General features: G+C 62.8%; 24 protein-coding genes. 17 read left to right on the forward strand and 7 right to left on the reverse strand.

Features of this window, described 5'->3' with window-relative positions:
- Positions 1-13 precede the first annotated feature (13 nt).
- The gene (locus tag BM408_RS02495) at positions 14-922 is read right to left on the reverse strand and encodes an SMP-30/gluconolactonase/LRE family protein (protein ID WP_092127306.1); all 909 of its coding nucleotides are present in this window, start codon (positions 920-922) and stop codon (positions 14-16) included.
- Between the two features lie 15 nt (positions 923-937).
- Positions 938-1,747, reverse strand: coding sequence for an NAD-dependent epimerase/dehydratase family protein (locus BM408_RS02500; RefSeq protein WP_092126538.1), 810 nt, complete (start codon positions 1,745-1,747; stop codon positions 938-940).
- Between the two features lie 144 nt (positions 1,748-1,891).
- On the opposite strand from BM408_RS02500, the gene BM408_RS02505 reads away from it, so the two are divergent.
- From BM408_RS02505 to BM408_RS02530, 6 genes are all read left to right on the forward strand, one after another.
- A complete protein-coding gene (locus tag BM408_RS02505; RefSeq protein WP_254774680.1) occupies positions 1,892-2,737 on the forward strand; it encodes a FadR/GntR family transcriptional regulator in 846 nt (281 codons plus the stop codon).
- A 65-nt stretch (positions 2,738-2,802) separates the two neighbouring features.
- Positions 2,803-4,179, forward strand: coding sequence for a glucarate dehydratase (gene gudD, locus BM408_RS02510; RefSeq protein ID WP_175541658.1), 1,377 nt, complete (start codon positions 2,803-2,805; stop codon positions 4,177-4,179).
- Positions 4,180-4,415: 236 nt separating this feature from the next.
- Complete coding sequence (locus BM408_RS02515) at positions 4,416-5,399, forward strand: Bug family tripartite tricarboxylate transporter substrate binding protein (RefSeq protein WP_092126540.1); 984 nt, start codon at positions 4,416-4,418, stop codon at positions 5,397-5,399.
- Positions 5,400-5,451: 52 nt separating this feature from the next.
- Positions 5,452-6,432, forward strand: coding sequence for a Bug family tripartite tricarboxylate transporter substrate binding protein (locus BM408_RS02520; RefSeq protein ID WP_092126542.1), 981 nt, complete (start codon positions 5,452-5,454; stop codon positions 6,430-6,432).
- 3 nt (positions 6,433-6,435) lie between these two features.
- A complete protein-coding gene (locus BM408_RS02525; protein WP_092126544.1) occupies positions 6,436-7,491 on the forward strand; it encodes a Gfo/Idh/MocA family protein in 1,056 nt (351 codons plus the stop codon).
- A gap of 201 nt (positions 7,492-7,692) precedes the next feature.
- Positions 7,693-8,001, forward strand: a complete 309-nt coding sequence (locus BM408_RS02530) for a winged helix-turn-helix transcriptional regulator (RefSeq protein ID WP_092126546.1) — start codon at positions 7,693-7,695, stop codon at positions 7,999-8,001.
- Positions 8,002-8,100: 99 nt separating this feature from the next.
- Here BM408_RS02530 and BM408_RS02535 read toward each other — a convergent pair whose 3' ends face one another.
- Complete coding sequence (locus BM408_RS02535) at positions 8,101-9,108, reverse strand: Bug family tripartite tricarboxylate transporter substrate binding protein (RefSeq protein WP_092126548.1); 1,008 nt, start codon at positions 9,106-9,108, stop codon at positions 8,101-8,103.
- 186 nt (positions 9,109-9,294) lie between these two features.
- Between BM408_RS02535 and BM408_RS02540 the strand changes: the two genes are divergently transcribed.
- From BM408_RS02540 to BM408_RS02585, 10 genes are all read left to right on the forward strand, one after another.
- Positions 9,295-9,993, forward strand: coding sequence for a GntR family transcriptional regulator (locus BM408_RS02540; protein ID WP_092126550.1), 699 nt, complete (start codon positions 9,295-9,297; stop codon positions 9,991-9,993).
- 278 nt (positions 9,994-10,271) lie between these two features.
- Entirely contained in the window at positions 10,272-10,832 is a 561-nt protein-coding gene (grpE, locus tag BM408_RS02545) for a nucleotide exchange factor GrpE (protein WP_092126552.1), read from the forward strand.
- A gap of 164 nt (positions 10,833-10,996) precedes the next feature.
- Positions 10,997-12,940, forward strand: a complete 1,944-nt coding sequence (dnaK, locus tag BM408_RS02550; protein ID WP_092126554.1) for a molecular chaperone DnaK — start codon at positions 10,997-10,999, stop codon at positions 12,938-12,940.
- Positions 12,941-13,139: 199 nt separating this feature from the next.
- Entirely contained in the window at positions 13,140-14,282 is a 1,143-nt protein-coding gene (dnaJ, locus tag BM408_RS02555; protein ID WP_092126556.1) for a molecular chaperone DnaJ, read from the forward strand.
- 168 nt (positions 14,283-14,450) lie between these two features.
- On the forward strand, positions 14,451-15,674 hold the full coding sequence (locus BM408_RS02560) for a glycerophosphodiester phosphodiesterase (protein WP_092126557.1): 1,224 nt from the start codon (positions 14,451-14,453) through the stop codon (positions 15,672-15,674).
- A gap of 218 nt (positions 15,675-15,892) precedes the next feature.
- Complete coding sequence (locus BM408_RS02565; protein WP_092126559.1) at positions 15,893-16,999, forward strand: S-(hydroxymethyl)glutathione dehydrogenase/class III alcohol dehydrogenase; 1,107 nt, start codon at positions 15,893-15,895, stop codon at positions 16,997-16,999.
- Between the two features lie 6 nt (positions 17,000-17,005).
- On the forward strand, positions 17,006-17,872 hold the full coding sequence (gene fghA, locus BM408_RS02570; RefSeq protein ID WP_092127314.1) for an S-formylglutathione hydrolase: 867 nt from the start codon (positions 17,006-17,008) through the stop codon (positions 17,870-17,872).
- Between the two features lie 159 nt (positions 17,873-18,031).
- Entirely contained in the window at positions 18,032-19,648 is a 1,617-nt protein-coding gene (locus BM408_RS02575; protein ID WP_254774681.1) for a phosphoethanolamine transferase, read from the forward strand.
- 131 nt (positions 19,649-19,779) lie between these two features.
- Positions 19,780-20,565, forward strand: a complete 786-nt coding sequence (locus BM408_RS02580) for a transporter substrate-binding domain-containing protein (RefSeq protein WP_175541659.1) — start codon at positions 19,780-19,782, stop codon at positions 20,563-20,565.
- A gap of 93 nt (positions 20,566-20,658) precedes the next feature.
- Positions 20,659-21,327: an amino acid ABC transporter permease gene (locus BM408_RS02585; RefSeq protein WP_092126563.1), complete on the forward strand. Its 669-nt coding sequence runs from the start codon at positions 20,659-20,661 to the stop codon at positions 21,325-21,327.
- Between the two features lie 21 nt (positions 21,328-21,348).
- Here the strand turns inward: BM408_RS02585 and BM408_RS02590 are convergent, their stop codons facing one another.
- Positions 21,349-21,780 carry a GNAT family N-acetyltransferase gene (locus BM408_RS02590; protein WP_092126565.1) on the reverse strand — a complete coding sequence of 144 codons (432 nt, stop codon included), beginning with the start codon at positions 21,778-21,780 and terminating at the stop codon, positions 21,349-21,351.
- A 60-nt stretch (positions 21,781-21,840) separates the two neighbouring features.
- Positions 21,841-22,941, reverse strand: coding sequence for a PA0069 family radical SAM protein (locus tag BM408_RS02595; protein ID WP_092126567.1), 1,101 nt, complete (start codon positions 22,939-22,941; stop codon positions 21,841-21,843).
- A 145-nt stretch (positions 22,942-23,086) separates the two neighbouring features.
- Between BM408_RS02595 and BM408_RS02600 the strand changes: the two genes are divergently transcribed.
- The gene (locus tag BM408_RS02600) at positions 23,087-23,434 is read left to right on the forward strand and encodes a DOPA 4,5-dioxygenase family protein (protein WP_092126569.1); all 348 of its coding nucleotides are present in this window, start codon (positions 23,087-23,089) and stop codon (positions 23,432-23,434) included.
- Positions 23,435-23,450: 16 nt separating this feature from the next.
- Here the strand turns inward: BM408_RS02600 and BM408_RS02605 are convergent, their stop codons facing one another.
- Together BM408_RS02605 and BM408_RS02610 are read right to left on the reverse strand one after the other, a co-directional pair.
- On the reverse strand, positions 23,451-24,545 hold the full coding sequence (locus tag BM408_RS02605) for an acyltransferase family protein (RefSeq protein ID WP_092126571.1): 1,095 nt from the start codon (positions 24,543-24,545) through the stop codon (positions 23,451-23,453).
- Positions 24,546-24,557: 12 nt separating this feature from the next.
- Positions 24,558-25,520 carry an NAD(P)H-dependent flavin oxidoreductase gene (locus BM408_RS02610; RefSeq protein ID WP_092126573.1) on the reverse strand — a complete coding sequence of 321 codons (963 nt, stop codon included), beginning with the start codon at positions 25,518-25,520 and terminating at the stop codon, positions 24,558-24,560.
- Positions 25,521-25,531: the final 11 nt, after the last annotated feature.

The following is a 25,531-nucleotide window of genomic DNA, read 5'->3' on the forward strand; positions in this document are numbered from 1 at the left end:
GAAACAGGAACTTTTAATACAGGCATGCAGGCTCAGGCAGCCCGCGCACGCCGGGGCGCAACGCGAACACACCGCCGGCCAGCGGCTGGTCAGATAAGTCGATGCCTTCGGGGCGTATCGACGTCACGAACAGGGTATCGAGCCCGGCGCCGCCGAAGGCGCACATGGCAGGTTTTTTCACCGGCACGGCCAGCGAACGGTCCAGCTTGCCGGCCGGTGTGAAACGGTGGATCAGGCCGGCATCGTTGCCGCAGATCCAGTAGCAGCCGTCGGCGTCGACCGCGGCGCCGTCCGGGCGACCGGGCAAGGGGTTCATATCGGCAAACACGCGCCGGTTGGACGGCGTGCCGGTTTCGGTGTCGTAGTCAAAGGCCCAGATCGTCTGCACCGAGGGATGCGAGTCCGACAGATACATGGTGCGGCCGTCAGGGCTGAAGGCCATGCCGTTGGGCGTGATGAATCCGTCCAGCAGTGTTTTCAGCTGCGCAAGGCCGCTACTATCTTTTTGGTAGCTGTATACGCTTCCCACACGGGCGCCGGCGGCCATATTCATCAGCATGGTGCCGGCCAGAAAGCGCCCCTGCCGGTCGCAGCGGCCGTCGTTAAAGCGCATGCCGGGCATGGCATGGGTCACGGCGGCGAGCTGCTTGAAACCCAGCTGGCCACCCGCTTGCGGCGTCAGGCGGAACACGCCGCTTTCCGTGCCGGCGATCCAGTCCTGCGTGTCGCCCACGGGGGCGACACAGGCCAGCATTTCGGGGGCGGCCCATTCAGTCAGCGCGGCTTCGGCCACGCTCCAGCGGCACAGCCTGCGTGCCGGAATATCGACCCAGTACAGCGCCTGCTCGGCGGCCCGCCAGACAGGGCTTTCCCCCGTGCCGTTGCGCGCATCCAGAATCAGCTCGACGTGGGACTCACTCATGCTCATCCTGGCTGCTCAGTCGCCGAAAGGGCCGGCTACGACAAAACCGCCGCCCTGGTACTGGGCGACCGGGTCCTTCAAATCAGGCGCGGGCGTGCGGGCGTAGACGGCCTCGCGGAAGATGTCGGAGCTGTCTTGCGGCACATAGCCGATATGGCGCGCGCGGCTGTTGTCCCACCAGGTCACGGCGTTATTGGACATGCCGAACACAATGCTGTGGCCCAGCACCGGCGTGGTGAGGCAGGCGGTAATCAGGCGGTGCAGGTCGTCAAAGCTCAGCCAGGTCGCCAGCATGCGGCGGTCTTTGGGCTCGGCAAACGAGGAGCCGATGCGCACGCAGGCCGTTTCAATACCGTAGCGGTCAAAGTACAAACGCGAGAGGTCTTCACCGAAGGCCTTGGACAGGCCGTACATCCCGTCGGGCCGCGGCGGGTGGTCGGCTGTGATGGTCTGGTCCTGGCGGTAAAAACCGGTGACGTGGTTGGAGCTGGCAAAAACGATGCGCTTGACGCCGCTCTTGCGCGCGGCCTCATATAAGTTATAGGCGCCCAGGATGTTGGCCTGCAGGATGGGGCCAAAAGGGCCTTCCACCGAGACGCCGCCCAGGTGAACAATCGCGTCCACGCCCTGAACCATGGTGTGCACGGCGGCGGAGTCAGCCAGATCGGCCAAAATCACCTCTTCGTTGGCCGCAGCCGCGCCGAAAGGCTGCACATCGGACAACCGGAGCACCGAGCAGTTGGCCTTCAGGCGTTCGCGCAAGGCCTTGCCCAAACCGCCGGCGGCGCCGGTCAGCAGCAGTTTTTCATGAACTTTGATCGTCATTTTTTTGAGAAGGGTCCTGTGTAAGCGCAAACACTGGACTTTTTTTTGAAGTTTGTTAAAGTCAACCTAAACATGCATCAGTTATAGGTTGTCTGATGACTAAGAATTCTCGGTTTCGCCCCCTAGCTTGTCAATGGTTTTTTAATGGAATCAAGGAAAACCCCTAGTCGCCCTGAAGCAGGCCTTACGCCTGCCTTTCACGAGGAGCCGATCCGCGCGCGCCGCCCCCGCGGACTGGTGGGCGAGATCGTCGAAAGCCTGGCCGGCAGCATCCGGGAAGGCCGCCTGCAGCCGGGCGAAAAGCTGCCGACCGAGGCCGAAATCATGGCCCGCTTCGACGTCAGCCGCACGGTGGTCCGGGAGTCTTTGTCCAAGCTCCAGGCATCGGGCCTGGTCGAAACCCGGCACGGCATCGGCACTTTTGTGCTGCAGCCGCAGGACGCCGGCAACTTCAGAATCACGGCCGAAGACTTCGCCACCGTGGCCGATGTGATCTCGGTGCTTGAGCTGCGCATCAGCCTGGAAACCGAGGCGGCCGGCCTCGCCGCCCAGAGGAGAACCCCCGAAAACCTCAAGGCCATGGAAAACGCCCTGCGCGCCTTCCACGACTCCATCAGCCTGGACTCCGACGCGGTGCCGCCCGACTTCCAGTTTCATATGGAAGTGGCGCGCTCCACAGGCAACCGGCACTTCGCCGACCTGATGACCTACCTGGGCACCATGATCATTCCGCGCACCCGGGTAAACACCGCGCACAGCGCGCCCGAGGGCCGTTTCAACTACCTGCAGCGCGTCAACAGCGAGCACGAGAGCATTTACAACGCCATTCGCAGCCAGGACGCCGAAGCCGCCCGCGCGGCCATGCGGACCCATCTCTCCAACAGCCGCGAGCGCCTGCGCCGGGGCAACAATGCGCATACCATGCAGCCGCCCGGCGATGGCCCGGACGCGCCGGCAGCCCGCCCCCTGGGGACAAATCTGGTTGCTTAAAACCTCGGTGAGTTGTACGATAACTGATAAATCACCTTATCAACCATCTACACACACTGACCGGTATGCCCGCTTCCAAAGCTTCCCCTGCCTCCAGCGTTTCCCCGACCGCCGCCTCCCAAACCCCGCGTATCACCCGTGTGCAGGTGATTCCCGTAGCCGGCCAGGACAGCATGCTGCTCAATCTGAGCGGCGCCCATGCCCCCTTCTTCACCCGCAACCTGCTGATACTGACCGACAGCTCCGGACGCACCGGCGTGGGCGAAGTGCCGGGCGGCGAAAAGATCCGCAACACCCTGGAAGACGCGCGTGAGCTGATCGAAGGCCAGTCGATAGGCGCCTGGAACAGCATCCTCAATACCCTGCGCACCAGTTTTGCCGACCGCGACAGCGGCGGCCGCGGCAACCAGACTTTTGACCTTCGCGTGGCGATCCATGCCGTCACCGCGGTGGAAAGCGCCCTGCTCGACCTGCTGGGCCAGTTCCTGGGTGTGCCGGTGGCGGCCCTGCTGGGCGACGGCCAGCAGCGCGACTCGGTGGCCATGCTGGGCTACCTCTTTTATATTGCGGACCGCAAGCAGACGGGCCTGGCCTATGACTCGGCGCCGGATGCCGAAGACGACTGGCTGCGCCTGCGCCATGAGGCTGCCATGGACGCGAAGGGCATCGTGGCGCTGGCCGAGGCCGCCTACAAGCGCTACGGCTTCAAGGACTTCAAGCTCAAGGGCGGCGTGCTGCGCGGCGACGAAGAAATGGAAGCCATCATCGCGCTGTCGGAGCGTTTTCCGGACGCGCGCATCACGCTGGACCCGAACGGCGGCTGGCTGCTCAAGGATGCCATCCGCATCTGCCAGGGCCGCGGCGATGTGCTGGCCTATGCCGAAGACCCCTGCGGCGCCGAAGGCGTGTTCTCGGGCCGCGAGGTGATGGCCGAGTTCCGCCGCGCCACGGGCCTGCCGACCGCCACTAACATGATCGCCACCGACTGGCGCGAACTCTCGCACACCATTCACCTGCAGTCGGTCGACATTCCGCTGGCAGACCCGCACTTCTGGACCATGCAAGGCTCAGTCCGCGTGGCGCAGATCTGCCAGACCTGGGGCCTGACCTGGGGCTCGCACTCCAACAACCATTTCGATGTTTCGCTGGCGATGTTCACGCATGTGGCGGCGGCCGCGCCGGGCAAGGTAACCGCCATCGACACGCACTGGATCTGGCAGGACGGCCAGCGCCTGACGAAGGCGCCGCTGCAAATCGTGGGCGGCGAAGTCGCCGTGCCCAAGCAGCCCGGGCTGGGCGTGGAACTGGACATGGCCGAGGTCGAAAAGGCGCATCAGCTCTACCTCAAGCACGGCCTGGGCGCGCGCGACGACGCAACCGCCATGCAATACCTGATCCCCGGCTGGAAATTCAACAACAAAATGCCTTGCATGGTTCGATAAGTTCAGCAGGGGCTTTTTCGGGAAGTTAGAGGCTCCCGAAGGCCTTCTCCAACGGGCTTTTCGACAGGACTTTTGGCCCAGCCAGGCGCACCGGGGGCGGTATACCCCGGCACGCTTTTTCCGGTGCGGTGTTCCGCACCCCCGATACCCACGCGCACTGTTGGCGGCTCGCGTTATCCCGGGATGGCGGGATAACCGGATCGCCGGCCCAAGACAAACACAGGAGACAAGACACCATGAAACGCCGCTCCCTCATCCAGTCCGCGCTTGCGGGCGCCACTTTGCCCGTGCTGGCACTGCCCGCCTGGGCGCAAGGCGCCTGGCCCGCCGGCAAGACCGTCACCATTGTTGTGCCCTTCCCCCCAGGCGGCTCCACCGACATGGTGGCGCGTGCGCTGGCGCTGCAACTGCAGACCAAACTGGGCGGCACGTTTGTGGTCGACAACCGGCCCGGCGCCACCGGCACCATAGGCACCGGCCAGGTCAAGCGCGCGGCGCCCGACGGCTACACGCTGCTGGTGTCTTCGCTGGGCGCTTTTGTCGTCACGCCGCATCTGCTCAAAAGCGTGCCCTACGACGCCACCAAAGACTTCGACTACATCAGCGTGCCGGTGCAAGCCCCGAATGTGCTGGTCGCCAATGTGGCGCGGCCCGAGCGCACGGTGGACGACGTGCTGGCGCTGCTGCGCAAGACACCGGGCAAGGTCTCGTTTGCCAGCTCGGGCAACGGTTCGTCCGACCACCTCTCGGCCGAGTTGTTCTGGCAGCAATCCAAAACCGAAGGCGTGCACGTGCCCTACAAGGGCGGCTCACCGGCCGTCAACGACCTGCTGGGCAACCAGGTGGACTTCTCTTTCCAGAACGTCAATGCCGTGCTGCCGCACATCCGCGGCGGCAAGCTGCGCGCCATCGCCGTCACCGGCGACAAACGCTCGCCCGTGTTGCCTGATGTGCCCACGCTGGCTGAAGCTGGTGTGAAAGGCGCGGAGGTTTATTCATGGCAAGGCATGGCCGCACCCAAAGGTCTGCCGGCCGCGACGAAAAAGATTCTGAGCGATGCAGTGATTGCCGCCATGCAGGACGCCGACATGAAAAAACGCATGCTCGACCAGGGGCTGGAGATCGTCGCCAGCACGCCGGAAGAGTTCACTGCCTTCCAGCTGCGCGAGTGGGCACGCTGGAAGACCTTGATAGAAACGCGCCGCATCACCGCCGACTGAAACGATGCTTCCCAAGACAAACCGTTCCACCAAGATCAGGAGACAAGACATCATGAAACGCCGTTCCCTCATTCATTCCGCAGTTGCCGTCGCCGCCTTGTCGGTACTTGGCCTTCCGGCCATGGCGCAAGACAAATGGCCCAGCAAGCCCATCACCTACATCGTGCCCTTCCCCGCCGGCGGCACCACCGACATCCTGGGCCGGCTCATCGGCCAGAAGCTTGGCCCGGTGCTGGGCACCACCATCGTGATCGACAACAAGGGCGGCGCGGGCGGCGGCATCGGCTCCGAAGTGGCCGCACGCGCGCCTGCCGACGGCTACACCCTGGTGGGCGGCACGGTCAGCTCGCACGCCATCAATGTGAGCCTTTACCCCAAGCTGGGTTATGACCCGGTCAAATCGTTTTCGCCGGTGGTGCTGATCGGCTCCAACCCGGTCGTTCTGGTGGTCGGCGCCAACAGCCCCTACAAAACATTGCAAGACGTGTTGGCCGCCGCCAAAGCCAAACCCAAAACCATTTCATCAGCGTCGGCGGGCAGTGGCACCTCACAACACCTCTCGCTGGAGCTGCTGGGCTTCAAGTCGGGCACGCAGTTCATCCATGTGCCCTACAAGGGCAGCGGCCCCGCGATCCAGGACGTGATCGGCGGTCAGGTCGACATGATGTTCGACACGACCGTGGTGGCGGGCCCGCACATCCAGAGCGGCAAGGTGCGAGCGCTGGCCGTCACATCGGCCAAGCGCCTGGAGTCCATGCCCAATGTGCCCACCGTGGCCGAGTCCGGCGTGCCGGGTTTCGAGGTCACGTCGTGGCAAGGTATTTTTGTGCCGGCCGGCACGCCCAAACCCATCATCGACAAACTGCATGACGAGATCCTGAAAATCATTGCGCAGCCCGAGATGCAGGAGCGGCTGAAGGGCCTGGGCATGCAGCCCACACCGTTGACGACCGCAGAGGTCACGGCCTTCCAGAAAGCCGAAGTCGAAAAATGGGCGCAGGTGATCAAGGCGGCCAACGTCAAACTCGACTAAAGAATGCAGAGCTCTCAACGGCTGCGCCTGGCCGTCATAGGCGCCGGACTGGGTTCGGCGCCTCATTTCCGCAGTTTGCAAGATCTCGCCGGCATCGCCGAGCTTGTGTATGTGTATGGACGAAATGCCGGGCGGCTGGCAGGCGTGCAGCTGCCCGACGGCGCGCGCCGGACCACGCGCCTTGAAGACGTCCTGGAAGATGCCAGCGTGAAAGCTGTGCTCGTGCTCACACCGCCCAACGCGCACCTGGAGATGGTGCAGCGCGTGGCCCGTGCGGGCAAACATGTGCTGGTTGAAAAGCCGCTGGAGATAGACCTGAACCGCGCCAATGCGCTGGTGCAGGCCTGCGACGACGCCGGCGTGACGCTCGCCGTCATGCTGCAGCACCGGCTGCGCGAAGCCGCCATGAACCTGCGCGCGCTGATCGCTTCAGGCGAACTGGGCGAGCTGGTCAGCGCCGCTGCTTTCGTGCGCTGGTGGCGGCCGCAAAGTTACTACGACGAGCCGGGCCGCGGCACCTTGGCCAGAGACGGCGGCGGTGTGCTGATCACACAGGCCATCCACACGCTGGATTTACTGCTCAACCTCATCGGCATGCCGGAGCGCGTGACAGGCATCGCAAGCACCAGCGCCGTGCACCGCATGGAGGGAGAAGACACGGCGGCCGCGCTGCTGCAATACGGCAACGGCGCCGTGGCCGTGGTGCAGGTCACCACGGCGGCCTACCCCGGATTTGCGGAGCGCATCGAACTCAACTTCAGCCGCGGAACCGCGACGCTTGAAGGCGGTGAAATGCAGGCGGCATTTCACAACGGCAAGACAGCCATCGTGGGCGCGCGCCAGGCCTCGGGCGGCGGCGCCGACCCGATGGCGTTCGATCATGCCGCCCATCGGGCCGTGCTGGAAGACTTTATCCATGCGGTGCAGAATGGTTCGGCGCCGGCTGTCACCGGCCGTTCGGCATTGGGGGTGCAGCAGGTGATTGAAGCCATCATGGCGTCGTCCAAAGCAGGCAGTGCCGTACAGATTTATCCGTCCACGCGCATCCCGGTGATGTAGCCCGGGTGAGCGCCTACCAACATCCAAGGTTTGGACTCAGGGTTTTCCAAGGCTTTTAGGCTGCGAGTCCACACGCAGCGGGCGTGAGCAGCTACAAAACTCGTAGCAGCCAGGAATTTACGTTATATTTGGGCGCAAGCGAATAGAAGCTTTTTGCTTAACAACCACCTGTGACCAATTTGTGACCGAGGAGATAACCTGATGAGCGCCAAAGAAAATGCAGCGGTAGGCCAATTGCTTGAACTGCTGGAAGCACGCTATGCCCTTCGCGTGCTGTGGGCCCTGAAAGACGGCCATCCCCAGACGTTCCGCCTCCTGCAAGACAGCATCGGCAGCATCACTCCCAACACCCTGAACACCCGCATCAAAGAACTGCGCGCAGCCGGCCTGCTGTCCCACGGCAGCGACGGCTACACCGTCACCTCGCTGGGCGCTGACCTGCTCAAGCGCCTGAATGAACTGCAGGCATTTGCCGGCAAGTGGGCGTTGAGCCAAACCAAGAAAAAGTAAATATTTCCTTTCGCTGGATTCGCCGGATTCACCGGCTTCCAACAAAAAAAGCGACCTCGAGAGGTCGCTTTTTTGTTGCCCGTGAAATTCGCTGCGGTGTCAGTCGACCGATGCGCCGGAACGTTTCACCGCATCACCCCACAACGTCATGTTGGCTGCGATGTGTTTGGCCAGCTCTTCGGGCGTGCCGGGCGCCACTTCTGCGCCGCGTGATTGCAGCTGCGCGCGCAGCTCCGGGTCGGCCAGCGCTTTGTGGATCGCATCGTTCAGCCGGTTGACGATGGGCCGCGGCGTTCCGGCCGGAACAAAAATCGCGTCCCATGCGCTGACATCAAAACCCGGCAGGCCGGACTCGGCGATGGTCGGCACATCGGGCCAGCCCGCCACGCGCGTGGCTGTCGTCACCGCCAGCGGTTTGACACGGCCGCTTTTGGCCTGTGGCGCGGCGTTGGGCATCACTTCAATCATCATGTCGACCTGCCCACCCATCAGGTCCGTCATGGCCTGCGCGCCGCCGCGATAGGGAATGTGCACCACCGCCAGGCCCGCGCGCGACTTGTAGATCTCGCCGGCCAGGTGGGACGTGGTGCCGTTGCCGGCAGAGCCAAAGGTGTACTTGCCCGGGTTGGCCTTGAGCAGCTTGGTGAGCTCGGCCATGGAATTGACCTGCAGCGTGGGCCGCACCACCACCATGGCCGCGATGCGGGTGAGCTGGCTCACCGGTTCGAAGTCACGCACGGCGTTAAAGCCTGGCGACTTGTAGATCGCATGGTTGATGGCGTGCGTGCCGTTGGTGCCGTAGAGCAAGGTGTAGCCGTCGGCCGGCGCCTTGGCGGCAGTGGCGCTGCCCAGGTTGCCGCCGGCGCCGCCCAGGTTTTCCACCACGATGGGCTGGCCCAGCTCTTTGGCCGCGCGCAGCATGACCAGCCGCGCCAGGATGTCGCCGCCACCGCCGGCCGGAAACGGAACAATCAGCTTGATGGGTTTATTGGGATAGGTGGCGGGGGCCTGCGCCTGGGCGGCCGGGGCCATCAGCGCCACCAATACCAGGGCGAAGGCGCTAGCGCTGGCCAGCAGGCGCCGGGAAGTCAAACGGGGCGGGTTCATCGTGTCTCCTGTGGAATGCAGTGGAAATGGGGGCGTATTTCGCTGATACGCTGCCAGCAAATACTTAGTCATCTTACATTATTGCGCGCAATAGCCCACGCAATCACCTTGTAAACCCTGATATTGACACATATTGCATGCAATAATCCAGCCAATTTCCTTAGCGCCCTATTCAAATTCTTCTTTATGTCCTCCCAGATCGACTACACCACGCAGGAGCTTCGGCGAAGAATCCTGAGCGGCCAGGTGGCGCCCGGCGAACGCATGGTGGAGCTCGAACTTTCCGCCCAGCTGGCGGTGTCGCGCACTCCGATACGTATTGCGCTGGGCGAGCTGGAAAAAGAAGGCCTGCTCGAGCGGCTGCCCACACGCGGCTTCCGGGTGCGCCAGTTTTCGGTCGACGAGATCACCAATGCGGTCGACGTGCGCGGCGTGCTCGAAGGCATGGCGGCGCGGCAGGCCGCCGAGCGCGGGATCACGCCTGAAACCCGGGCCGAGTTGCAGGCCTGTATTGATGAAGGCCGGCTGCTGCTGGACAAAGCCCAGGCTTCGGATCACGTGCTCGACGCGGCGCGCTGGGTGCCGATGAACGCCCGCTTTCACGATGCGCTGGTGCAGGCCGCCGGCAACAGCACGCTGGCCTCGGCGCTGGCCCACGTCAGCAAAACCCCGATGGCCGGCGCCGGCGCGCTCAGCCTCAACGGCGCCCTGCCCATGCTGGAGTTCGGCTTCATCCAGCGCGCGCAAAGCGACCACGAGGACGTGCTGGCCGCCCTGCTGGCCGGTGAAGGCGCGCGCGCCGAGGCGCTGATGCGCGAGCATGCCCACCGCAGCCGCGACAACAAACGCGAGCTGATCACACGCATGCAAAAACTGCCGGCCTGAAGGGGCCGCCGAAAGCACCCAAAGACAGCCCCGGACGCTTGCCGGCGCGCCAGGCCCCAAGCCCTACAATCGTGGGTTTGACTCCAGCGCGCTCCCGGCTGGCTGCACGCGCCCAAACGCTGTGTCCGCGGGCCAATGCTGCGGTCGCCGTGTCAACACCGCAGCCACTATTTCGTAACCATGTAGCCAGAATCGAAGCCCTTGTCTTGAAAAGGGCTTTGCCACCCCAAGCTGGGACGATTACCAGCATCAACCCTCTTCAAATCCCGTCTCCGAGCATGTCTGACAATACACAACCCGAACAAAATCAACCACTTAGCGGTGCACCCAGCCCTGAAGAGCTCGAAGCGGCGCAAGCGGCCAACGAGTTTGACGCGCTGACCGTCGCCCAGGCTGAAGTCGCAACGCTGCAGGCCAAGAACACCGAGCTGGCCGACAGCTACCTGCGCGCCAAGGCCGAGACCGAAAACGCCCGCCGCCGCGCCGACGAAGAAGTGGCCAAGGCCCGCAAATACGCCCTGGAAAGTTTTGCCGAGAGCCTGCTGCCCGTGGCAGACAGCCTGGAAGCTGGCCTGGCGATCAAGGACGTCACGCCCGAACAGATCCGCGAAGGCGCCGAGGCCACACTCAAGCAGCTCAAAAGCGCACTCGAACGCAACAAGGTGGTGGCCATCGACCCCGCCGCCGGCACCAAGTTCGACCCGACCCAGCACCAGGCCATCAGCATGGTGCCTGCCGACCAGGAAGCCAACACCGTGGTCAACGTGCTGCAAAAGGGCTACCTGATCGCCGAGCGTGTGCTGCGCCCCGCCCTGGTCACGGTGGCAGCCCCCAAATAAAACCCCCTTAAAAAATTTTGAAAACCTTGTTGAGGCCCTTGAAGCTGCACAACTTACCCACAAGTTATCAACATAGTTAATCCATACCGCGGCCGACGGTGTTGAACACCCCGGCCACCCCACTTTCAATCTTTAACGAATCAAAAAAGCAGGAGTAAATCATCATGGGAAGAATCATCGGCATTGACCTGGGCACCACCAACAGCTGCGTGTCCGTCATGGAGGGCAACACCCCCCGCGTGATCGAAAACTCGGAAGGCGTGCGCACCACCCCTTCCATCGTCGCTTATCAGGAAGACGGCGAAGTGCTGGTCGGCGCATCGGCCAAACGCCAGGCCGTGACCAACCCCAAGAACACCCTGTACGCCGTCAAGCGTTTGATCGGCCGCAAGTTCAGCGAAAAAGAAGTCCAGAAAGACATCGCCCTGATGCCTTACTCCATCGTGGCGGCCGACAACGGCGACGCCTGGGTGGAAGTGCGCGGCAAGAAACTGTCGGCCCAGCAAGTCAGCGCCGACATCCTGCGCAAGATGAAAAAGACCGCCGAAGACTACCTCGGCGAAGCCGTCACCGAAGCCGTGATCACCGTGCCTGCGTACTTCAATGACGCACAGCGCCAGGCCACCAAAGATGCCGGCCGCATCGCCGGCCTCGATGTCAAACGCATCATCAACGAACCTACCGCAGCAGCCCTGGCTTTCGGCCTGGACAAGCAGGAAAAGGGCGACCGCAAGATCGCCGTGTATGACCTGGGCGGCGGCACTTTCGACATCTCCATCATCGAGATCGCAGACGTCGACGGCGAAAAACAATTCGAAGTGCTCTCCACCAACGGCGACACCTTCCTGGGCGGCGAAGACTTTGACCAGCGCGTCATCGACTACATCGTCAGCGAATTCAAGAAGGACAGCGGCATCGACCTCTCCAAAGACGTGGTGGCCCTGCAGCGCCTGAAAGACTCGGCTGAAAAGGCCAAGATCGAGCTGTCCAACAGCGCCGCGACCGAAGTCAACATTCCCTACATCGCGCACGACCCCGCCACCGGCCCGAAACACTTGCTGGTCAAGCTCAGCCGCGCCAAGCTCGAAAGCCTGGTCGACGAACTGATCGAGCGCACGATTGCGCCTTGCCGCATCGCCATGAAAGACGCCGGCGTCAGCGCGGCCGACATCCACGACGTGATTTTGGTCGGCGGCCAGACCCGCATGCCCAAGGTGCAAGAGAAGGTCAAAGAGCTCTTCGGCAAAGAACCCCGCAAGGACGTGAATCCTGATGAAGCGGTTGCCGTCGGCGCAGCGATTCAAGGCCAGGTGCTCTCCGGCGACCGCACCGACGTGCTGCTGCTCGACGTCACCCCGCTGTCCCTGGGTATCGAAACCATGGGCGGCGTGATGACCAAGATGATCAAGAAGAACACGACCATCCCGACCAAGTTCGCACAGACCTTCTCGACCGCTGAAGACAACCAGCCGGCCGTGACGATCAAGGTGTTCCAGGGCGAGCGCGAAATCGCCTCGGGCAACAAGGCGCTGGGCGAGTTCAACCTCGAGGGCATTCCGCCCGCAGCACGCGGCACGCCGCAAATCGAAGTGTCCTTCGACATCGACGCCAACGGCATCCTGCACGTCGGCGCCAAAGACAAGGGCACCGGCAAGGAAAACAAGATCACCATCAAGGCCAACTCCGGTTTGTCCGAAGCTGAAATCCAGCAGATGGTGAAAGACGCCGAGCTGAACGCCGAAGAAGACAAGAAAAAGGTCGAGTTCGTCACCGCCAAGAACAACGCCGAAGCCATGGTGCACAGCGTGAAGAAGTCGCTCGGCGAATACGGCGACAAGCTCGAAGCCGGCGAAAAGGAAAAGATCGAAGCCGCCATCAAGGACATGGAAGAAGCCCTCACCGGCGACGACAAGGCCGCCATCGACGCCAAGAACACGGCGCTGATGGAAGCCAGCCAGAAGCTCGGCGAAAAAATGTACGCCGACATGCAGGCATCGCAAGCCGCAGCCGGCGGTGACGCAGGCGCGGCGGGCGCCGCCCAGGCTGAAGCCAAGCCGGCCGACGACAATGTGGTGGACGCCGAAGTCAAGGAAGTCAAAAAGGGCTAAGCGCTTTTTACAAAGCAACCCTGCATTGGCGCGATAACTGCATGCAAAAGCAGACGGCAAGGCAGCCCAGCAAAGGCGGAAAACCGGGAGCCATCCCGGATTTCCGCTTTTGCGTTTCCCGCGCTTTGTTCCCTGCGTACTGCCTGCCGGCACGCCGGCCTTCATAACAACGATTTCTGACTGACCTGACTGACCCGCCATGGCCACCAAAAAAGACTACTACGACACACTGGGCGTTCCCAAAAACGCCAGTGATGAAGACATCAAAAAGGCGTATCGCAAGCTCGCGATGAAGCACCACCCCGACCGCAACCAGGGGGATGCGTCCAAGGTTGCCGAGGAAAAATTCAAGGAGGCCAAAGAGGCCTACGAGATGCTTTCCGACGGCGACAAACGCGCGGCCTACGACCAGTACGGCCATGCCGGCGTGGACCCCAATATGCGCGGCGGCCCAGGCGCGGAAGGCTTTGGCGGCTTTGCCGAAGCCTTTGGCGACATCTTCGGCGACGTCTTCGGCGGCCAGCGCGGCGGTGGCCAGCGCGGCGGCCGGCAGGTGTACCGCGGCGGCGACCTGAGCTACGCCATGGAGATCACGCTCGAAGAAGCCGCCAACGGCAAGGAAGCGCAAATCCGCATCCCGAGCTGGGACGACTGCAACACCTGCCACGGCAGCGGCGCCAAGCCCGGCACCAAGGTAGTGACTTGCACCACCTGCCACGGCCACGGCGTGGTGCAGATGCGCCAGGGTTTCTTCAGCGTGCAGCAGACCTGCCCGCAGTGCAAAGGCACGGGCAAACTGATTCCCGAGCCCTGCATCACCTGCCACGGCGTGGGCAAGACCAAGAACAACAAGACGCTGGAAGTCAAAATCCCCGCGGGCATCGACGACGGCATGCGCATCCGCTCGACCGGCAACGGCGAGCCGGGCACCAACGGCGGCCCGCCGGGCGACCTCTACATCGAGATCCGCCTGAAGAAGCACGACATCTTCGAGCGTGACGGCGACGACCTGCATTGCGCCGTGCCCATCAGCTTCACCACCGCCGCGCTCGGCGGCGAGATTGAAGTGCCGACGCTCGCCGGCAAGGCCGCGATCGACATCCCCGAAGGCACCCAGGCTTCCAAGCAGTTCAGGTTGCGCGGCAAGGGCATCAAGGGCGTGCGCTCCAGCTACCCCGGTGACCTGTATTGCCACATCACGGTCGAAACGCCGGTCAAGCTCACCGAGCACCAGCGCAAGCTGCTCAAGGAGCTGGACGAGTCGCTGAAAAAAGGCGGCGCCAAACATTCGCCAAGCGAAGAAGGCTGGGCCGACAAGCTCAAGAGCTTCTTCAGCGCCTGATAGGCCTGCCTTACTCGTCGCTTTCTTCATTCAAAAAAAGCCGGGCCTGCTCCGGCATTTTTTTTGCCTGCAGCGCGGCTGTTGTATAGACATCATCGCCGCACACACTGTCACATGCCTGTCGTGATTCGCCGCATACGATCAGCCTTTTAACTAAGGGATGCACCCATGACCGTATCGACCCGCAAGGCCTTCAACTTGAAGCAAGGCAGCTTGCTCGCCCTTCTTTGCAGCAGCGTACTGCTGGCCGCCTGCTCGACTTCCGGCACGACATCACAAGCCGGCCTCTCCACCCTGGACGGCAAGGCGCCCCTGGTCATCGCCCACCGCGGCGCCTCGGGCTACCTGCCTGAAGAAACGCTGGAAGCCTATACGCGCGCCATCGAGCTGGGCGCCGATGTGATCGAGATGGACCTGATCTCCACCAAGGACGGCGTGCTGATGACGCGCCACGACCCCAACCTGGCCATCAGCACCGACGTGGCCAAGCACCCTGAATTCGCCTCGCGCAAAAAGACCATCCAGGTCGACGGCGAAACGCAGACCGGCTGGTTCAGCGACGACTTCACCCTCGCGGAAATCCGCACGCTGGGCGCCATCTCGACCGATGCAGAGCGCCCCCAGCAGTTCAACGGCCAGTTCAAGGTCCCGACCTTCCAGGAAGTGGTGGACCTGGCCAAGGCCCAGTCCATCAAGACCGGCCGCACGATTGCGATCTACCCCGAAACCAAGAACCCGACCTACTTCCGCGAACGCGGCCTGCCGCTGGAAGACAAGCTGATCGCCATCATCAACGCCGCCGGCTGGAACAGCAAGACCGCGCCCATCTACGTGCAGTCGTTTGAACCCGGCAGCCTCAAGTACATGAAGAGCAAGGGCCTCAACACGAAGCTGATCCAGCTGATCGACGGCGACGGCATCGACCCGAAAACCGGCCGCGTGACCTTCGCCGTGCCGAGCGACCGCCCCTATGACTGGACCAAGGCTGGCGACAAGCGTTTCTTTGACGCCCTGACCACGCCCGCAGGCCTGGCCGACATCAAGACCTACGCAGACGGCGTCGGCCCCTGGAAGCGCTACATCATCAGCACCACCGGCACCATTGGCGCCGACGGCAAGCAGGTCGACATCAACCGCGACGGCAAGCTCAACGACGCCGATTCCAACTCCACGCCCGTCACCAGCTTTGTGGCCGATGCGCACAAAGCCGGCCTCTTCGTGCACCCCTTCACCTTCCGCGATGAGCGCCGCCGCCTGGCCGCCGACTACCAGGGCGACCCCAAGGCCGAGTACCTGGCCTACTACCGCGCAGGTGTTGACGGCGTGTTCACCGACTTCACCGACACCGCCATCGCCGCACGCGCACAGTACCTGAAGGAAATCGGCCGCTAAGGCCGCCCCGGCAAGCCCTGGCTTGCCGGCTTCTCTCTCGTCAACCGACAGCCGCCTGTGCCCTTTTGGGGCCAGGCGGCTTTCTTTTTTAGGGCCGGCGACGCGTGGGGATTTCTCAAAATGAAACACCTTTGAGAGTACTGGCCCGGGCGGCTGGCTTATAGTGCCTTACGCGCTGCAAGCCCTCTTCACCCACCCCCAACACAAGCCCGACACCCATGAAAACCAAAGCCGCCATCGCCTGGAAATCAGGCCAGCCCCTGACCATTGAAACCGTGGACCTGCAAGGCCCGAAATTCGGCGAGGTGCTTGTCGAAATCAAGGCCACCGGCATCTGCCACACCGACTACTACACGCTCTCGGGCGCAGACCCGGAAGGCATCTTCCCCGCCATCCTTGGCCATGAAGGCGCTGGCATTGTGGTTGACGTCGGCCCCGGCGTGACCACACTCAAAAAAGGCGACCATGTCATCCCGCTCTACACGCCCGAATGCCGGCAGTGCAAGTTCTGCCTCTCGCGCAAAACCAATCTGTGCCAGCTGATCCGCGGCACGCAAGGCAAAGGCCTGATGCCCGATGCCACCAGCCGCTTCAGCCTGGACGGCAAGCCCATCTTTCACTACATGGGTACCAGCACCTTCAGCAACTACACCGTCGCCCCTGAAATTTCGCTGGCCAAGATTCGTGAAGACGCCCCCTTTGACAAGGTCTGCTACATCGGCTGCGGCGTCACCACCGGCATTGGCGCGGTGCTCTTCACCGCCAAGGTCGAAGCCGGCACCAACGTCGTAGTGTTCGGCCTGGGCGGCATCGGCCTCAATGTGATCCAGGGCGCGAAGATGGTGGGCGCCGACAAGATCATCGGCGTCGACATCAACCCCGCTCGTCAGGAGATGGCGCGCAAGTTCGGCATGACGCACTTCATCAACCCCAAAAACACAGAGAACGTTGTCGACGCCATCGTGCAACTCACCGACGGCGGCGCCGACTACAGCTTTGAATGCATAGGCAACACCAAGGTGATGCGCCAGGCGCTGGAGTGCACCCACAAGGGCTGGGGCCGCAGCATCATCATTGGCGTGGCCGAAGCCGGCGCCGAAATCAGCACCCGCCCCTTCCAGCTGGTGACCGGCCGCAAATGGGAAGGCTCCGCCTTCGGCGGCGCACGCGGCCGCACCGATGTGCCCAAGATCGTTGACTGGTACATGGAAGGCAAGATCAATATCGACGACCTGATCACGCACACCATGCCGCTGGAAGACATCAACAAGGGGTTTGATTTAATGAAAAGCGGCGAGTCGATTCGCGGCGTGGTCATTTACTAAGTGCCCATGGTGAACACTCCCGAACTCCTCTCTGAACACGGCTGCTTCAGCGGCATGCAGCGCTACTACCAGCACGACTCGCGCGAGGTCGGCCTGACTATGAAGTTCTCGGTCTTCCTGCCGCCGAATGCCGAAGCCGGCGACAAAGTGCCGGCGCTGATCTACCTCGCGGGCCTGACCTGCAACGAAGAAACCTTCATGATCAAGGCCGGTGCGCAGCGCCTGGCGGCCGAGCTGGGCATTGCCCTGATCGCGCCCGACACCAGCCCGCGCGGCGCGAAGATTCCGGGCGAGACCGACAGCTGGGATTTCGGCCGGGGCGCCGGTTTTTACCTGGATGCGACGCAGGCCCCGTGGTCACAGCACTACCGCATGGAAAGCTACATCACGGCGGAGCTGCTGCCTCTGCTGACGGGCACCTTGCCGGTAGACGCCACGCGCATAGGCATCTTCGGCCATTCGATGGGCGGCCATGGTGCGTTGACGCTTGCACTCCGGCATCCGGACATCTTCAAATCCGTCTCGGCCTTTGCGCCCATCTGCGCGCCCAGCCAGTGCCCCTGGGGGCGCAAGGCGTTCACCGGCTATCTCGGCAGCGATGAATCGGAATGGCTGGAGCATGACGCCACCGCCCTGATGAATCGCATGCCCGCAGCGCCCTACCCCGGTGGCATACGCATAGACCAGGGCCTGGACGACAAATTCCTGGCCGAACAGCTCTACCCCGAGCTGTTTGAAGCGGCCTGCGCCAAAGCGGGCCAACCGCTGGCACTGCACCGCCACGCGGGTTATGACCACGGCTACTACTTCATCGCAACCTTTATGGAAGAGCACCTGCGCCACCACGCGCGGCAGTTGGGCCTGGCAGATTGAAGCTTGAGCCGACCTCGGCCTTCTTAAGGCCTTTAAGCCTCATTTAAGGCGGCCCAAATACAATCCAGCGCTATGCCGCTGCGCCCTTCCTCTTCCGCATCTTCTAGATCCTCCGCATCGCGGCCCGTTATTCTGACCACCGTCCGGCAAGACACCGGCATGCGGCCCTTCTGGCTGGTGGTGATTGCCAGTCTGTGGATCGCCACCGTATGCAATGTGGCCTTGTGGCGCGAGCTGGCCCGCCTGCCCGGCCTCACCGGCGGCCAGGTTGCAGTGATCAGCATTGCGCTGGCGCTGGTGATTGCGCTGGCAACCACCGCGTTGCTCAGCCTGCTGGCCTGGCGCTGGACGCTCAAGCCGGCCATCACGCTCTTTCTGCTCTCGGCAGCCTTCGGCGCCTACTTCATGATGGCCTACGGCGTGGTCATCGACAAGACCATGATGGTCAACACGCTGCAGACTGATGTGCGCGAAACCCGCGATCTGCTGAACTGGCGCCTGCTGGCCACGGTGCTGGTGCTGGCAATCCTGCCGATGATTGTGCTGTGGCGGCAAAAAGTCAGGCGTGCAAGCGCCGCGCGGCAAGTACTCACCAACGCCGCCACGCTGACCGGCGCCTGCGTGCTGCTGGTGCTGGTGGTGTTTTTGTTCTTCCAGAGCATTGCCTCCGTGATGCGCAACTACACCCATGTGCGCTACCTGATCAACCCGCTCAACTCCTTCTACGCACTGGGCTCCATAGCGGCCAAACCTTTCCAGCGCGACGAATCCATCGTGTTGCCCCTGGGCGAAGACGCCAAGCTTGGCGCCAGCTACACCGCACAAAACAAACCGCCGCTGCTGCTGCTGGTGCTGGGCGAGACGGCGCGCAGCGGCAACTTTTCACTCAACGGCTACAGCCGGCCCACCAATCCGCTGCTGGCCCAGGAAAACGTGGTGAGCCAGCGCAACGCCTGGTCATGCGGCACCAGCACGGCAGCGTCGGTGCCCTGCATGTTCTCCAACTTCGGGCGCGAAGCCTATGACTCACGGCCCGCCAACTACGAAGGCATGCTGGACGTGCTGCAGCGCGCGGGCCTGGCCGTGCTGTGGATAGACAACCAATCCGGCTGCAAAGGCGTGTGCGACCGCGTACCCAACGTGAACACGGTGGCGCTCCAGGTGCCCGGCCTGTGCGACAGCGGCGAATGTTTTGATGAAGTCATGCTGCACGGCATTGACGAGCGCATTGCCGCGCTGCCCGCCGAGCGGCGCGCCAAAGGCGTGGTGGTGGTGATGCACCAGATGGGCGGCCACGGCCCGGCGTATTACAAGCGCTCGCCGCAAGCTGTCAAAAAATTCCTGCCCGAGTGCACCGACAACGCGCTGCAAAGCTGCAGCCGCGAAGGCCTGCTCAATGCCTATGACAACAGCATCGTCTACACCGACAAACTGCTGGCCTCGTCCATCCAGTGGCTCAAGGCGCAAGAAGCGCGCAGCGCACCCGCCCTGCTCTACCTGGCCGACCACGGCGAGTCGCTGGGCGAGAACAACCTCTACCTGCACGGCATGCCCTACGGCATTGCACCTGAGGTGCAAAAGCGCGTGCCATGGATCACCTGGCTCTCGCCCGGCTTTGAGCAGCGCAACAAGCTGAGCACCGCCTGCCTGAAGCAGCAGCTCGATGCGCCGGTCAGCCACGACAACTACTTTCATTCGGTGCTCGGCCTGATGAATGTGCAGACCAGCGTCTACAAGCCTGCGATGGATATCTACGCCCACTGCACCAAGCCCTGAGCCGGCACGCCGCGCGCGTGAAGCACCCGGATGCCCTGTAGGGCCTTTGGCCCCCGCCATGCACCAAAGTGGCGGCAGATTTAATATTCAGTTTTCATCTCAATAACAATTCTCTTATGCAAGGGTTGAATATGAATATCCGTAAAGCCGTCGCTTCCGCTCTCCTTTTGACGCTCGCTTTGGGCGCCAGTGCCGCCGACCTGCTCGACACCGTCAAGCAGCGCGGCACACTCAAGGTCGCACTCGAAGGCACCTACCCGCCCTTCAACTACAAAGAAGGCGGCCAGCTCGCCGGCTTTGAAGTGGAACTGGCCAATGCCCTGGCGCAAAAGCTGGGCGTCAAAGCCGAGTTCTCGACCAGCGAATGGAGCGCCATCCTGGCGGGCCTGCAGGCCGGCAAATACGACGTAGTGATCAATCAGGTCGGCATCACCGACAAGCGCAAAGAGACTTTTGACTTCTCCGAGCCCTACACCATCTCGGCCCCGCAGCTCATCATCCGCAAGGACGAAAAGCGCGAGTTCAAGACGCTGGACGACCTCAAAGGCAAAAAGCTGGGCCTGGGCCAAGGCACCAACTACGCCGACATCGCCAAGAAGGTGGGCGGCATTGATGTGAAGACCTACCCCGGCGCGCAAGAGTATCTGCAAGACCTGGCACTGGGCCGCATCGACGCCGCGCTGAACGACAGCCTTTTGATCCCCTACATCGTCAAGCAAACCAAGCTGCCACTCAAGCCCGGCGCGCCGGTGGGCGACCTGGAGAAATCCGGCATTCCGTTTGTGAAGAACAACCCGAAGTTCAAGGCCGCCATCGACAAAGCGCTGGCCGACCTGCAAGCCGACGGCAGCTTCGCGAAGATCTCCACCAAGTGGTTTGACCGCGACGTAAGCAAGCCGCCTGTCGCAACGAAATAAGCGAAGTAACATTCGATCAGCCGCGCGCCGCCTTCGGCAGGCGCTTAAAGCAACCCCGGCTCTGCGCCGGGGTTTTTATTTGTGGAGACCCTTATGGACCTGACCGGCTTGACCCAGTTGCTGCGCGATGCTTTGCCGCTGATGCTCAAAGGCGCGGCGTGGACGCTGCTGCTGGCGGTGGCGTCTGTTTTCTTCGGCGCCATCATCGGCACCATCGTGGCCGTCACACGGCTGGCCAAGGTGCCGGGGCTTTCGCAGTTTGCAACGCTGTATGTCAGCTGCATGCGCGGCACGCCGCTTCTGGTGCAGCTCTTTGTCATCTACTTCGGCCTGCCCAGCATAGGCATCCAGTTCGACCCGATCACCGCCGGCATCCTGGGCTTGAGCCTGAACGTGGGCGCTTACCTGTCGGAGACGATTCGCGGCGCGATCAACGGCGTGGAACACGGCCAGTGGAACGCGGCCCGTAGCCTGGGCCTGACGCAGGCGCAAACGCTGCGCTATGTGATTGGCCCCCAAGCCTTGCGCCTGGCCGTGCCCAGTTTGTCCAACAGCCTGATCAGCCTGATCAAGGACACCTCGCTGGTGTCGGTGATTGCGGTGGGCGAGTTGATGCTGGCGACCAAGGAAGTGATTGCCACGACCTTTCAGCCCTTTCCACTCTACCTGGCGGCTGCGGGAATTTACTGGGCGATGAGTGCTTCGTTTGAGACGCTGCAGAAGAAACTCGAAGTGCGGCTGAACCGCAGCTACCAGCGCTAAGAACCAGCCTCGGCTGCCCGATCAGTCGTCGCTGATCAACCCGCTCTGCATCGCCTGCCCGCTATTCGCAAAAATCGCCATCGCCGTCAGCATGCGCCTGAAGCCGAGCTTGCGATAAAACGGCTCCTTGCCGGCGACCGCATAGAGAATGATCTTCTTGTGCCCCTTGGACTGATTGACCAGCGAAGACACGATGTCCTTGCCCAGGCCCACGCCCTGATGCTCCGGGTGCACCGCAATGTCGCAGATGTAAGAGCAGTCCATGCCGTCGGCCAGCGCCCGGCCTGCGCCTATCAGCGTGGCGCCGTCATACACAAAACACTTGAACAGGCTGTTGGAAAACACGACCTTCAGGTCCGACGGTTTCTTCTCGCCCAAAGGGGCAATGCGGTACAGATGCGACAGCGCGTCCCAGTCCACTTCATCCGATGAATGTTTCCAGTCAAATGCCACGCTCAACTCCTTGAAAGAACGGCTGCACTATAGCCCTCACGCCCAAAAAACACCTGGCCTTCAAAAAAGACTCCCTTGCCCCTCAGCCCCCGGCGGACGGAACTGGCTCAAGTCCAGCTCAATGCGCTGGCGGTTAAAGCCGATGCGGTTGCAGGCTTTCTCAAAGCGCTGTTTGATCAGCTCAGCCCACAGGCCGTAACCCTTCATGCGCGAGGCAAAGTCGCTGTCGTAGTCTTTGCCGCCGCGCATTTCCTGGATGCGCGCCATGATGCGCGCGGCGCGCTGCGGGTAGTGCAGCTCCAGCCATTCCTTGAAGATGGGCGCCAACTCCCAGGGCAGGCGGATCACGGTGTAGAAGGCGCTGCGCGCGCCGGCCTCCCAGGCGGCCTCCAATACATGCTCCATATCCTCATTCACAAACGGGATTTGCGGCGCCACGCTCACGCCGACCGGGACGCCGTGCTCTGCCAGCGTGCGTATGGTGCGCAGGCGCCGGTGCGGCGCGGCCGCGCGCGGCTCGAGCTTGCGCGCGAGTTCCCCGTCAAGTGTCGTGATGGTCACGTAGGCGGCGGCCAGCTTGTCGGCCGCCAGCGGCGCCAGCAAATCGAGGTCACGCTCCACGCCACTGGATTTGGTGATCAGGGAAAACGGGTGCCGCACTTCCTGCAGCAACTCGATGATGCTGCGCGTGAGGCGCAGCTCGCGCTCAGCGGGCTGATAGCAGTCGGTGCCCGAGCCGATATTGAGCAGCCGCGGCACATAGCTGCGCTTGCGCAAATCGGCGCGCAGCACCTCGGCAATGTTGCGCTTGGCGATGATCTTGGTTTCAAAGTCCAGGCCGGGCGAGAGGTTGAGGTAGCTGTGCGTGGGCCGCGCATAGCAATACACGCAGCCATGCTCACAGCCGCGGTAGGGGTTGATGCTGTAGTCGAAAAAGATGTCGGGCGAGTCATTGCCGACGATGGCGCTGCGCGCGGTTTCCATCGTCACCGTGGTTTCCAGCCGCGGCGCCTCGCCGGCGGCGACCTGTGCGGCATCCTCTTCCAGCGTGCCCCAGCCGTCATCCCAGGCGCTGCGCACGTCTTTTTCAAACCGGTGCGCGATGCGCGTGGCGGTGCCGCGGCCTTTGATGGCGTGAATGGGGATGATGGCGTCGGACATGGACCTGGCTTGAAAACAGACGTGCGAAACAAGCGTGCAAAAGGTAAAAAACGGAAGAATCAAATTACTGTATATAAATACAGTATATGCAATCAGAACCCCTTCCGCAACACGGCCGGCGCTGGGCGGAAATAATGGCTAAACCATGATCAAACGCCCCGAAAACCTCTACGCCCATTACCACGCGCATGTCTATTTCGAACCCGGCACGGTTGAGCAGGCGCGCGCGCTATGCGAAAAAGCCGGTGAGCTGTTTGGCGTGGCTGTCGGCCGGGTGCATGAGCGTGAGGTCGGCCCGCACCCGCGCTGGAGTTGCCAGCTGGCGTTTGACAGTGAGGTGTTTGACCGCCTCATCCCCTGGCTGGAGAGCGAGCGGAACGGCTTGGATGTTTTTGTGCATGGCCTCACCGGCGACGACCTGGCCGACCACACCACACATGCCTCATGGCTGGGTAAGCCTTGGGAACTGAAGCTGGGGATGTTCAGGCGCTAGGCCGGGTGAGGCCGGGTCAAATCCGGCGCAAGCGGCCCAGCACGGGCAGCAAGGGCTGTGACTCCACCCAGCGATACAGCGCGCTGCCCGCCAGCAGCGACAGCACAAACGCCAGCAGCAGGCCCGCCACATTGGGCAAGAGCTGTGTCGGCCAGAAGTGGCCGGCAATGGCATTGACCAGCAGGCATACCGGAAAGTGGATGAGAAACACCGAGTACGAAACCTTGCCCAGTTGCAGCAACCAGCGCTGCTGCGAGCAGCGCAGCAGCCAGGCGTTGGGCTGAAGGCTGGAGAGCCACACCAGCCCGAAGGCGGTGACCAGCGCCACTACCAGGCGACCCCTGAAATCCAGCGCCAGGGCCAGAGCGCCCATAGCCGCCATGGCAGCCAGCCAGAAGCCGCGCCGCCCGCCCATATTGCTGGAGGCCCAGAAGGCCAGCATGCCCAGTGCGTAGGAGCCGCAGAAATACAGGGCGGTGATGTCAAACGCCGGCAGGCGGTTAAAGAACAGCAGCGAAGCCAAAGCGAGCAGCAGGACGAGGCTCACGCCCAGCGGTGCTGAAACCGCGCCGTCGGCATGCTCGCCTGACTGAGACTGAAAGCGCCGGGCAAACGTAAAAATCAGCACCGCCGCCGCATAGAGCTGAAAGTCGATAGCCACATACCAGACGCCGGCGGAAAGCGCTTCCTGGCCGAGGATGTCTTGCAACAGAAATACATGGGCCAGAAGCTGCGGCAGCGTGGGCGCTGCCGGCACCGATGGATGCGCAAACCAGGGCCTGACCAGCGCTGCCACCAGCACACTCACGGCCAGCGCCACCAGATAAGGTTTGGCGAGCCGCCAGTAGCGCCTGAACAGTAGCCGGCCAGGTGAATCGAACACCGCCACGCCCTTGGGCGCGAGCGAGGCCGCCCCCAGAAATCCGCCCACAACCAGGAACACCTGCACGGCCATACGGCCATAGTCATACAGCCAACCCATCAGCGCGGGCGCAAAGGGGTGGACCACATCCGACATGGGGCCGTAAAAGGCCAGGTGGTGCCAGACGATCATCACGCACGCCAGGCCCTTGAGGGCATCAATGCCGGGAAGGCGCGGCGCAGCACTCATCGAAGCGAGTGTTCAGGCACAGACCCGCTGGCGCGCGTCGTGGTATTCGCGTTTGAGCTGCTCGACAAAGTCCGCGGCAGGCTGCACCTTGCTGACGGCGCCAATGCCCTGACCGCAACCCCAGATGTCTTTCCAGGCCTTGGACTTGCTGCCTTCGCCGCCACCGAAGTTCATGGTCTTGACGTCACCGTCGGGCAGGTTCTCGGGGTCCATGCCGGCTGCACGGATGGACGGCGCGAGGTAGTTGCCGTGTACGCCGGTAAAGAGGCTGCTGTAGACGATGTCGTCGGAGTTGCCGTCGACGATGGCCTGCTTGTAGGCATCGGCGGCGCGCGCTTCGTCGGTCGCGATAAAGGCCGAGCCGATGTAGGCGAAGTCGGCGCCCATGGCCTGTGCGGCCAGCACCGCGCCGCCGGTGGATATCGCGCCCGACAACGCCAGCGGGCCGTCAAACCACTGGCGAATTTCCTGAATCAGCGCAAACGGGCTTTTGACACCCGCATGGCCACCCGCGCCGGCGGCCACGGCCACCAGGCCGTCGGCGCCTTTTTCAATCGCCTTGCGGGCAAACTTGTTGTTGATGATGTCGTGCAGCACCACGCCGCCGTAGCTGTGCGCCGCCGCGTTGATGTCTTCACGCGCGCCCAGGCTGGTGATGTAGATGGGCACCTTGTACTTCACGCACATTTCCATGTCGTGCTCCAGCCGGTCGTTGGACTTGTGCACGATCTGGTTGATGGCAAAGGGCGCGGCGGGCTTGTCGGGGTTGGCCTTGTTGTGGGCGGCCAGCGCCTCGGTGATTTCGGCCAGCCATTCGTCAAGCTGCGACGCCGGCCGCGCATTGAGTGCGGGCATGGCCCCGACCACACCGGCCTTGCACTGGGCAATCACCAGCTTGGGGTTGCTGATGATGAAGAGCGGCGAACCGATGATGGGCAAAGGCAGCTTGTTCAATGCGCCGGGCAGTCTGGACATGGTGACTCCGA

It is taken from the genome of Polaromonas sp. YR568, assembly GCF_900116715.1.
GTDB lineage: Bacteria > Pseudomonadota > Gammaproteobacteria > Burkholderiales > Burkholderiaceae_C > Polaromonas.

Bases quoted from the DNA above. Each gene is read 5' to 3' on its own strand.
- BM408_RS02495 (WP_092127306.1), bottom strand. From the start codon at position 922: ATGAGTGAGTCCCACGTCGAGCTGATTCTGGATGCGCGCAACGGCACG.
- BM408_RS02500 (WP_092126538.1), bottom strand. From the start codon at position 1,747: ATGACGATCAAAGTTCATGAAAAACTGCTGCTGACCGGCGCCGCCGGC.
- BM408_RS02505 (WP_254774680.1), top strand. From the start codon at position 1,892: ATGGAATCAAGGAAAACCCCTAGTCGCCCTGAAGCAGGCCTTACGCCT.
- gudD (WP_175541658.1), top strand. From the start codon at position 2,803: ATGCCCGCTTCCAAAGCTTCCCCTGCCTCCAGCGTTTCCCCGACCGCC.
- BM408_RS02515 (WP_092126540.1), top strand. From the start codon at position 4,416: ATGAAACGCCGCTCCCTCATCCAGTCCGCGCTTGCGGGCGCCACTTTG.
- BM408_RS02520 (WP_092126542.1), top strand. From the start codon at position 5,452: ATGAAACGCCGTTCCCTCATTCATTCCGCAGTTGCCGTCGCCGCCTTG.
- BM408_RS02525 (WP_092126544.1), top strand. From the start codon at position 6,436: ATGCAGAGCTCTCAACGGCTGCGCCTGGCCGTCATAGGCGCCGGACTG.
- BM408_RS02530 (WP_092126546.1), top strand. From the start codon at position 7,693: ATGAGCGCCAAAGAAAATGCAGCGGTAGGCCAATTGCTTGAACTGCTG.
- BM408_RS02535 (WP_092126548.1), bottom strand. From the start codon at position 9,108: ATGAACCCGCCCCGTTTGACTTCCCGGCGCCTGCTGGCCAGCGCTAGC.
- BM408_RS02540 (WP_092126550.1), top strand. From the start codon at position 9,295: ATGTCCTCCCAGATCGACTACACCACGCAGGAGCTTCGGCGAAGAATC.
- grpE (WP_092126552.1), top strand. From the start codon at position 10,272: ATGTCTGACAATACACAACCCGAACAAAATCAACCACTTAGCGGTGCA.
- dnaK (WP_092126554.1), top strand. From the start codon at position 10,997: ATGGGAAGAATCATCGGCATTGACCTGGGCACCACCAACAGCTGCGTG.
- dnaJ (WP_092126556.1), top strand. From the start codon at position 13,140: ATGGCCACCAAAAAAGACTACTACGACACACTGGGCGTTCCCAAAAAC.
- BM408_RS02560 (WP_092126557.1), top strand. From the start codon at position 14,451: ATGACCGTATCGACCCGCAAGGCCTTCAACTTGAAGCAAGGCAGCTTG.
- BM408_RS02565 (WP_092126559.1), top strand. From the start codon at position 15,893: ATGAAAACCAAAGCCGCCATCGCCTGGAAATCAGGCCAGCCCCTGACC.
- fghA (WP_092127314.1), top strand. From the start codon at position 17,006: ATGGTGAACACTCCCGAACTCCTCTCTGAACACGGCTGCTTCAGCGGC.
- BM408_RS02575 (WP_254774681.1), top strand. From the start codon at position 18,032: ATGCGGCCCTTCTGGCTGGTGGTGATTGCCAGTCTGTGGATCGCCACC.
- BM408_RS02580 (WP_175541659.1), top strand. From the start codon at position 19,780: ATGAATATCCGTAAAGCCGTCGCTTCCGCTCTCCTTTTGACGCTCGCT.
- BM408_RS02585 (WP_092126563.1), top strand. From the start codon at position 20,659: ATGGACCTGACCGGCTTGACCCAGTTGCTGCGCGATGCTTTGCCGCTG.
- BM408_RS02595 (WP_092126567.1), bottom strand. From the start codon at position 22,941: ATGTCCGACGCCATCATCCCCATTCACGCCATCAAAGGCCGCGGCACC.
- BM408_RS02600 (WP_092126569.1), top strand. From the start codon at position 23,087: ATGATCAAACGCCCCGAAAACCTCTACGCCCATTACCACGCGCATGTC.
- BM408_RS02605 (WP_092126571.1), bottom strand. From the start codon at position 24,545: ATGAGTGCTGCGCCGCGCCTTCCCGGCATTGATGCCCTCAAGGGCCTG.
- BM408_RS02610 (WP_092126573.1), bottom strand. From the start codon at position 25,520: ATGTCCAGACTGCCCGGCGCATTGAACAAGCTGCCTTTGCCCATCATC.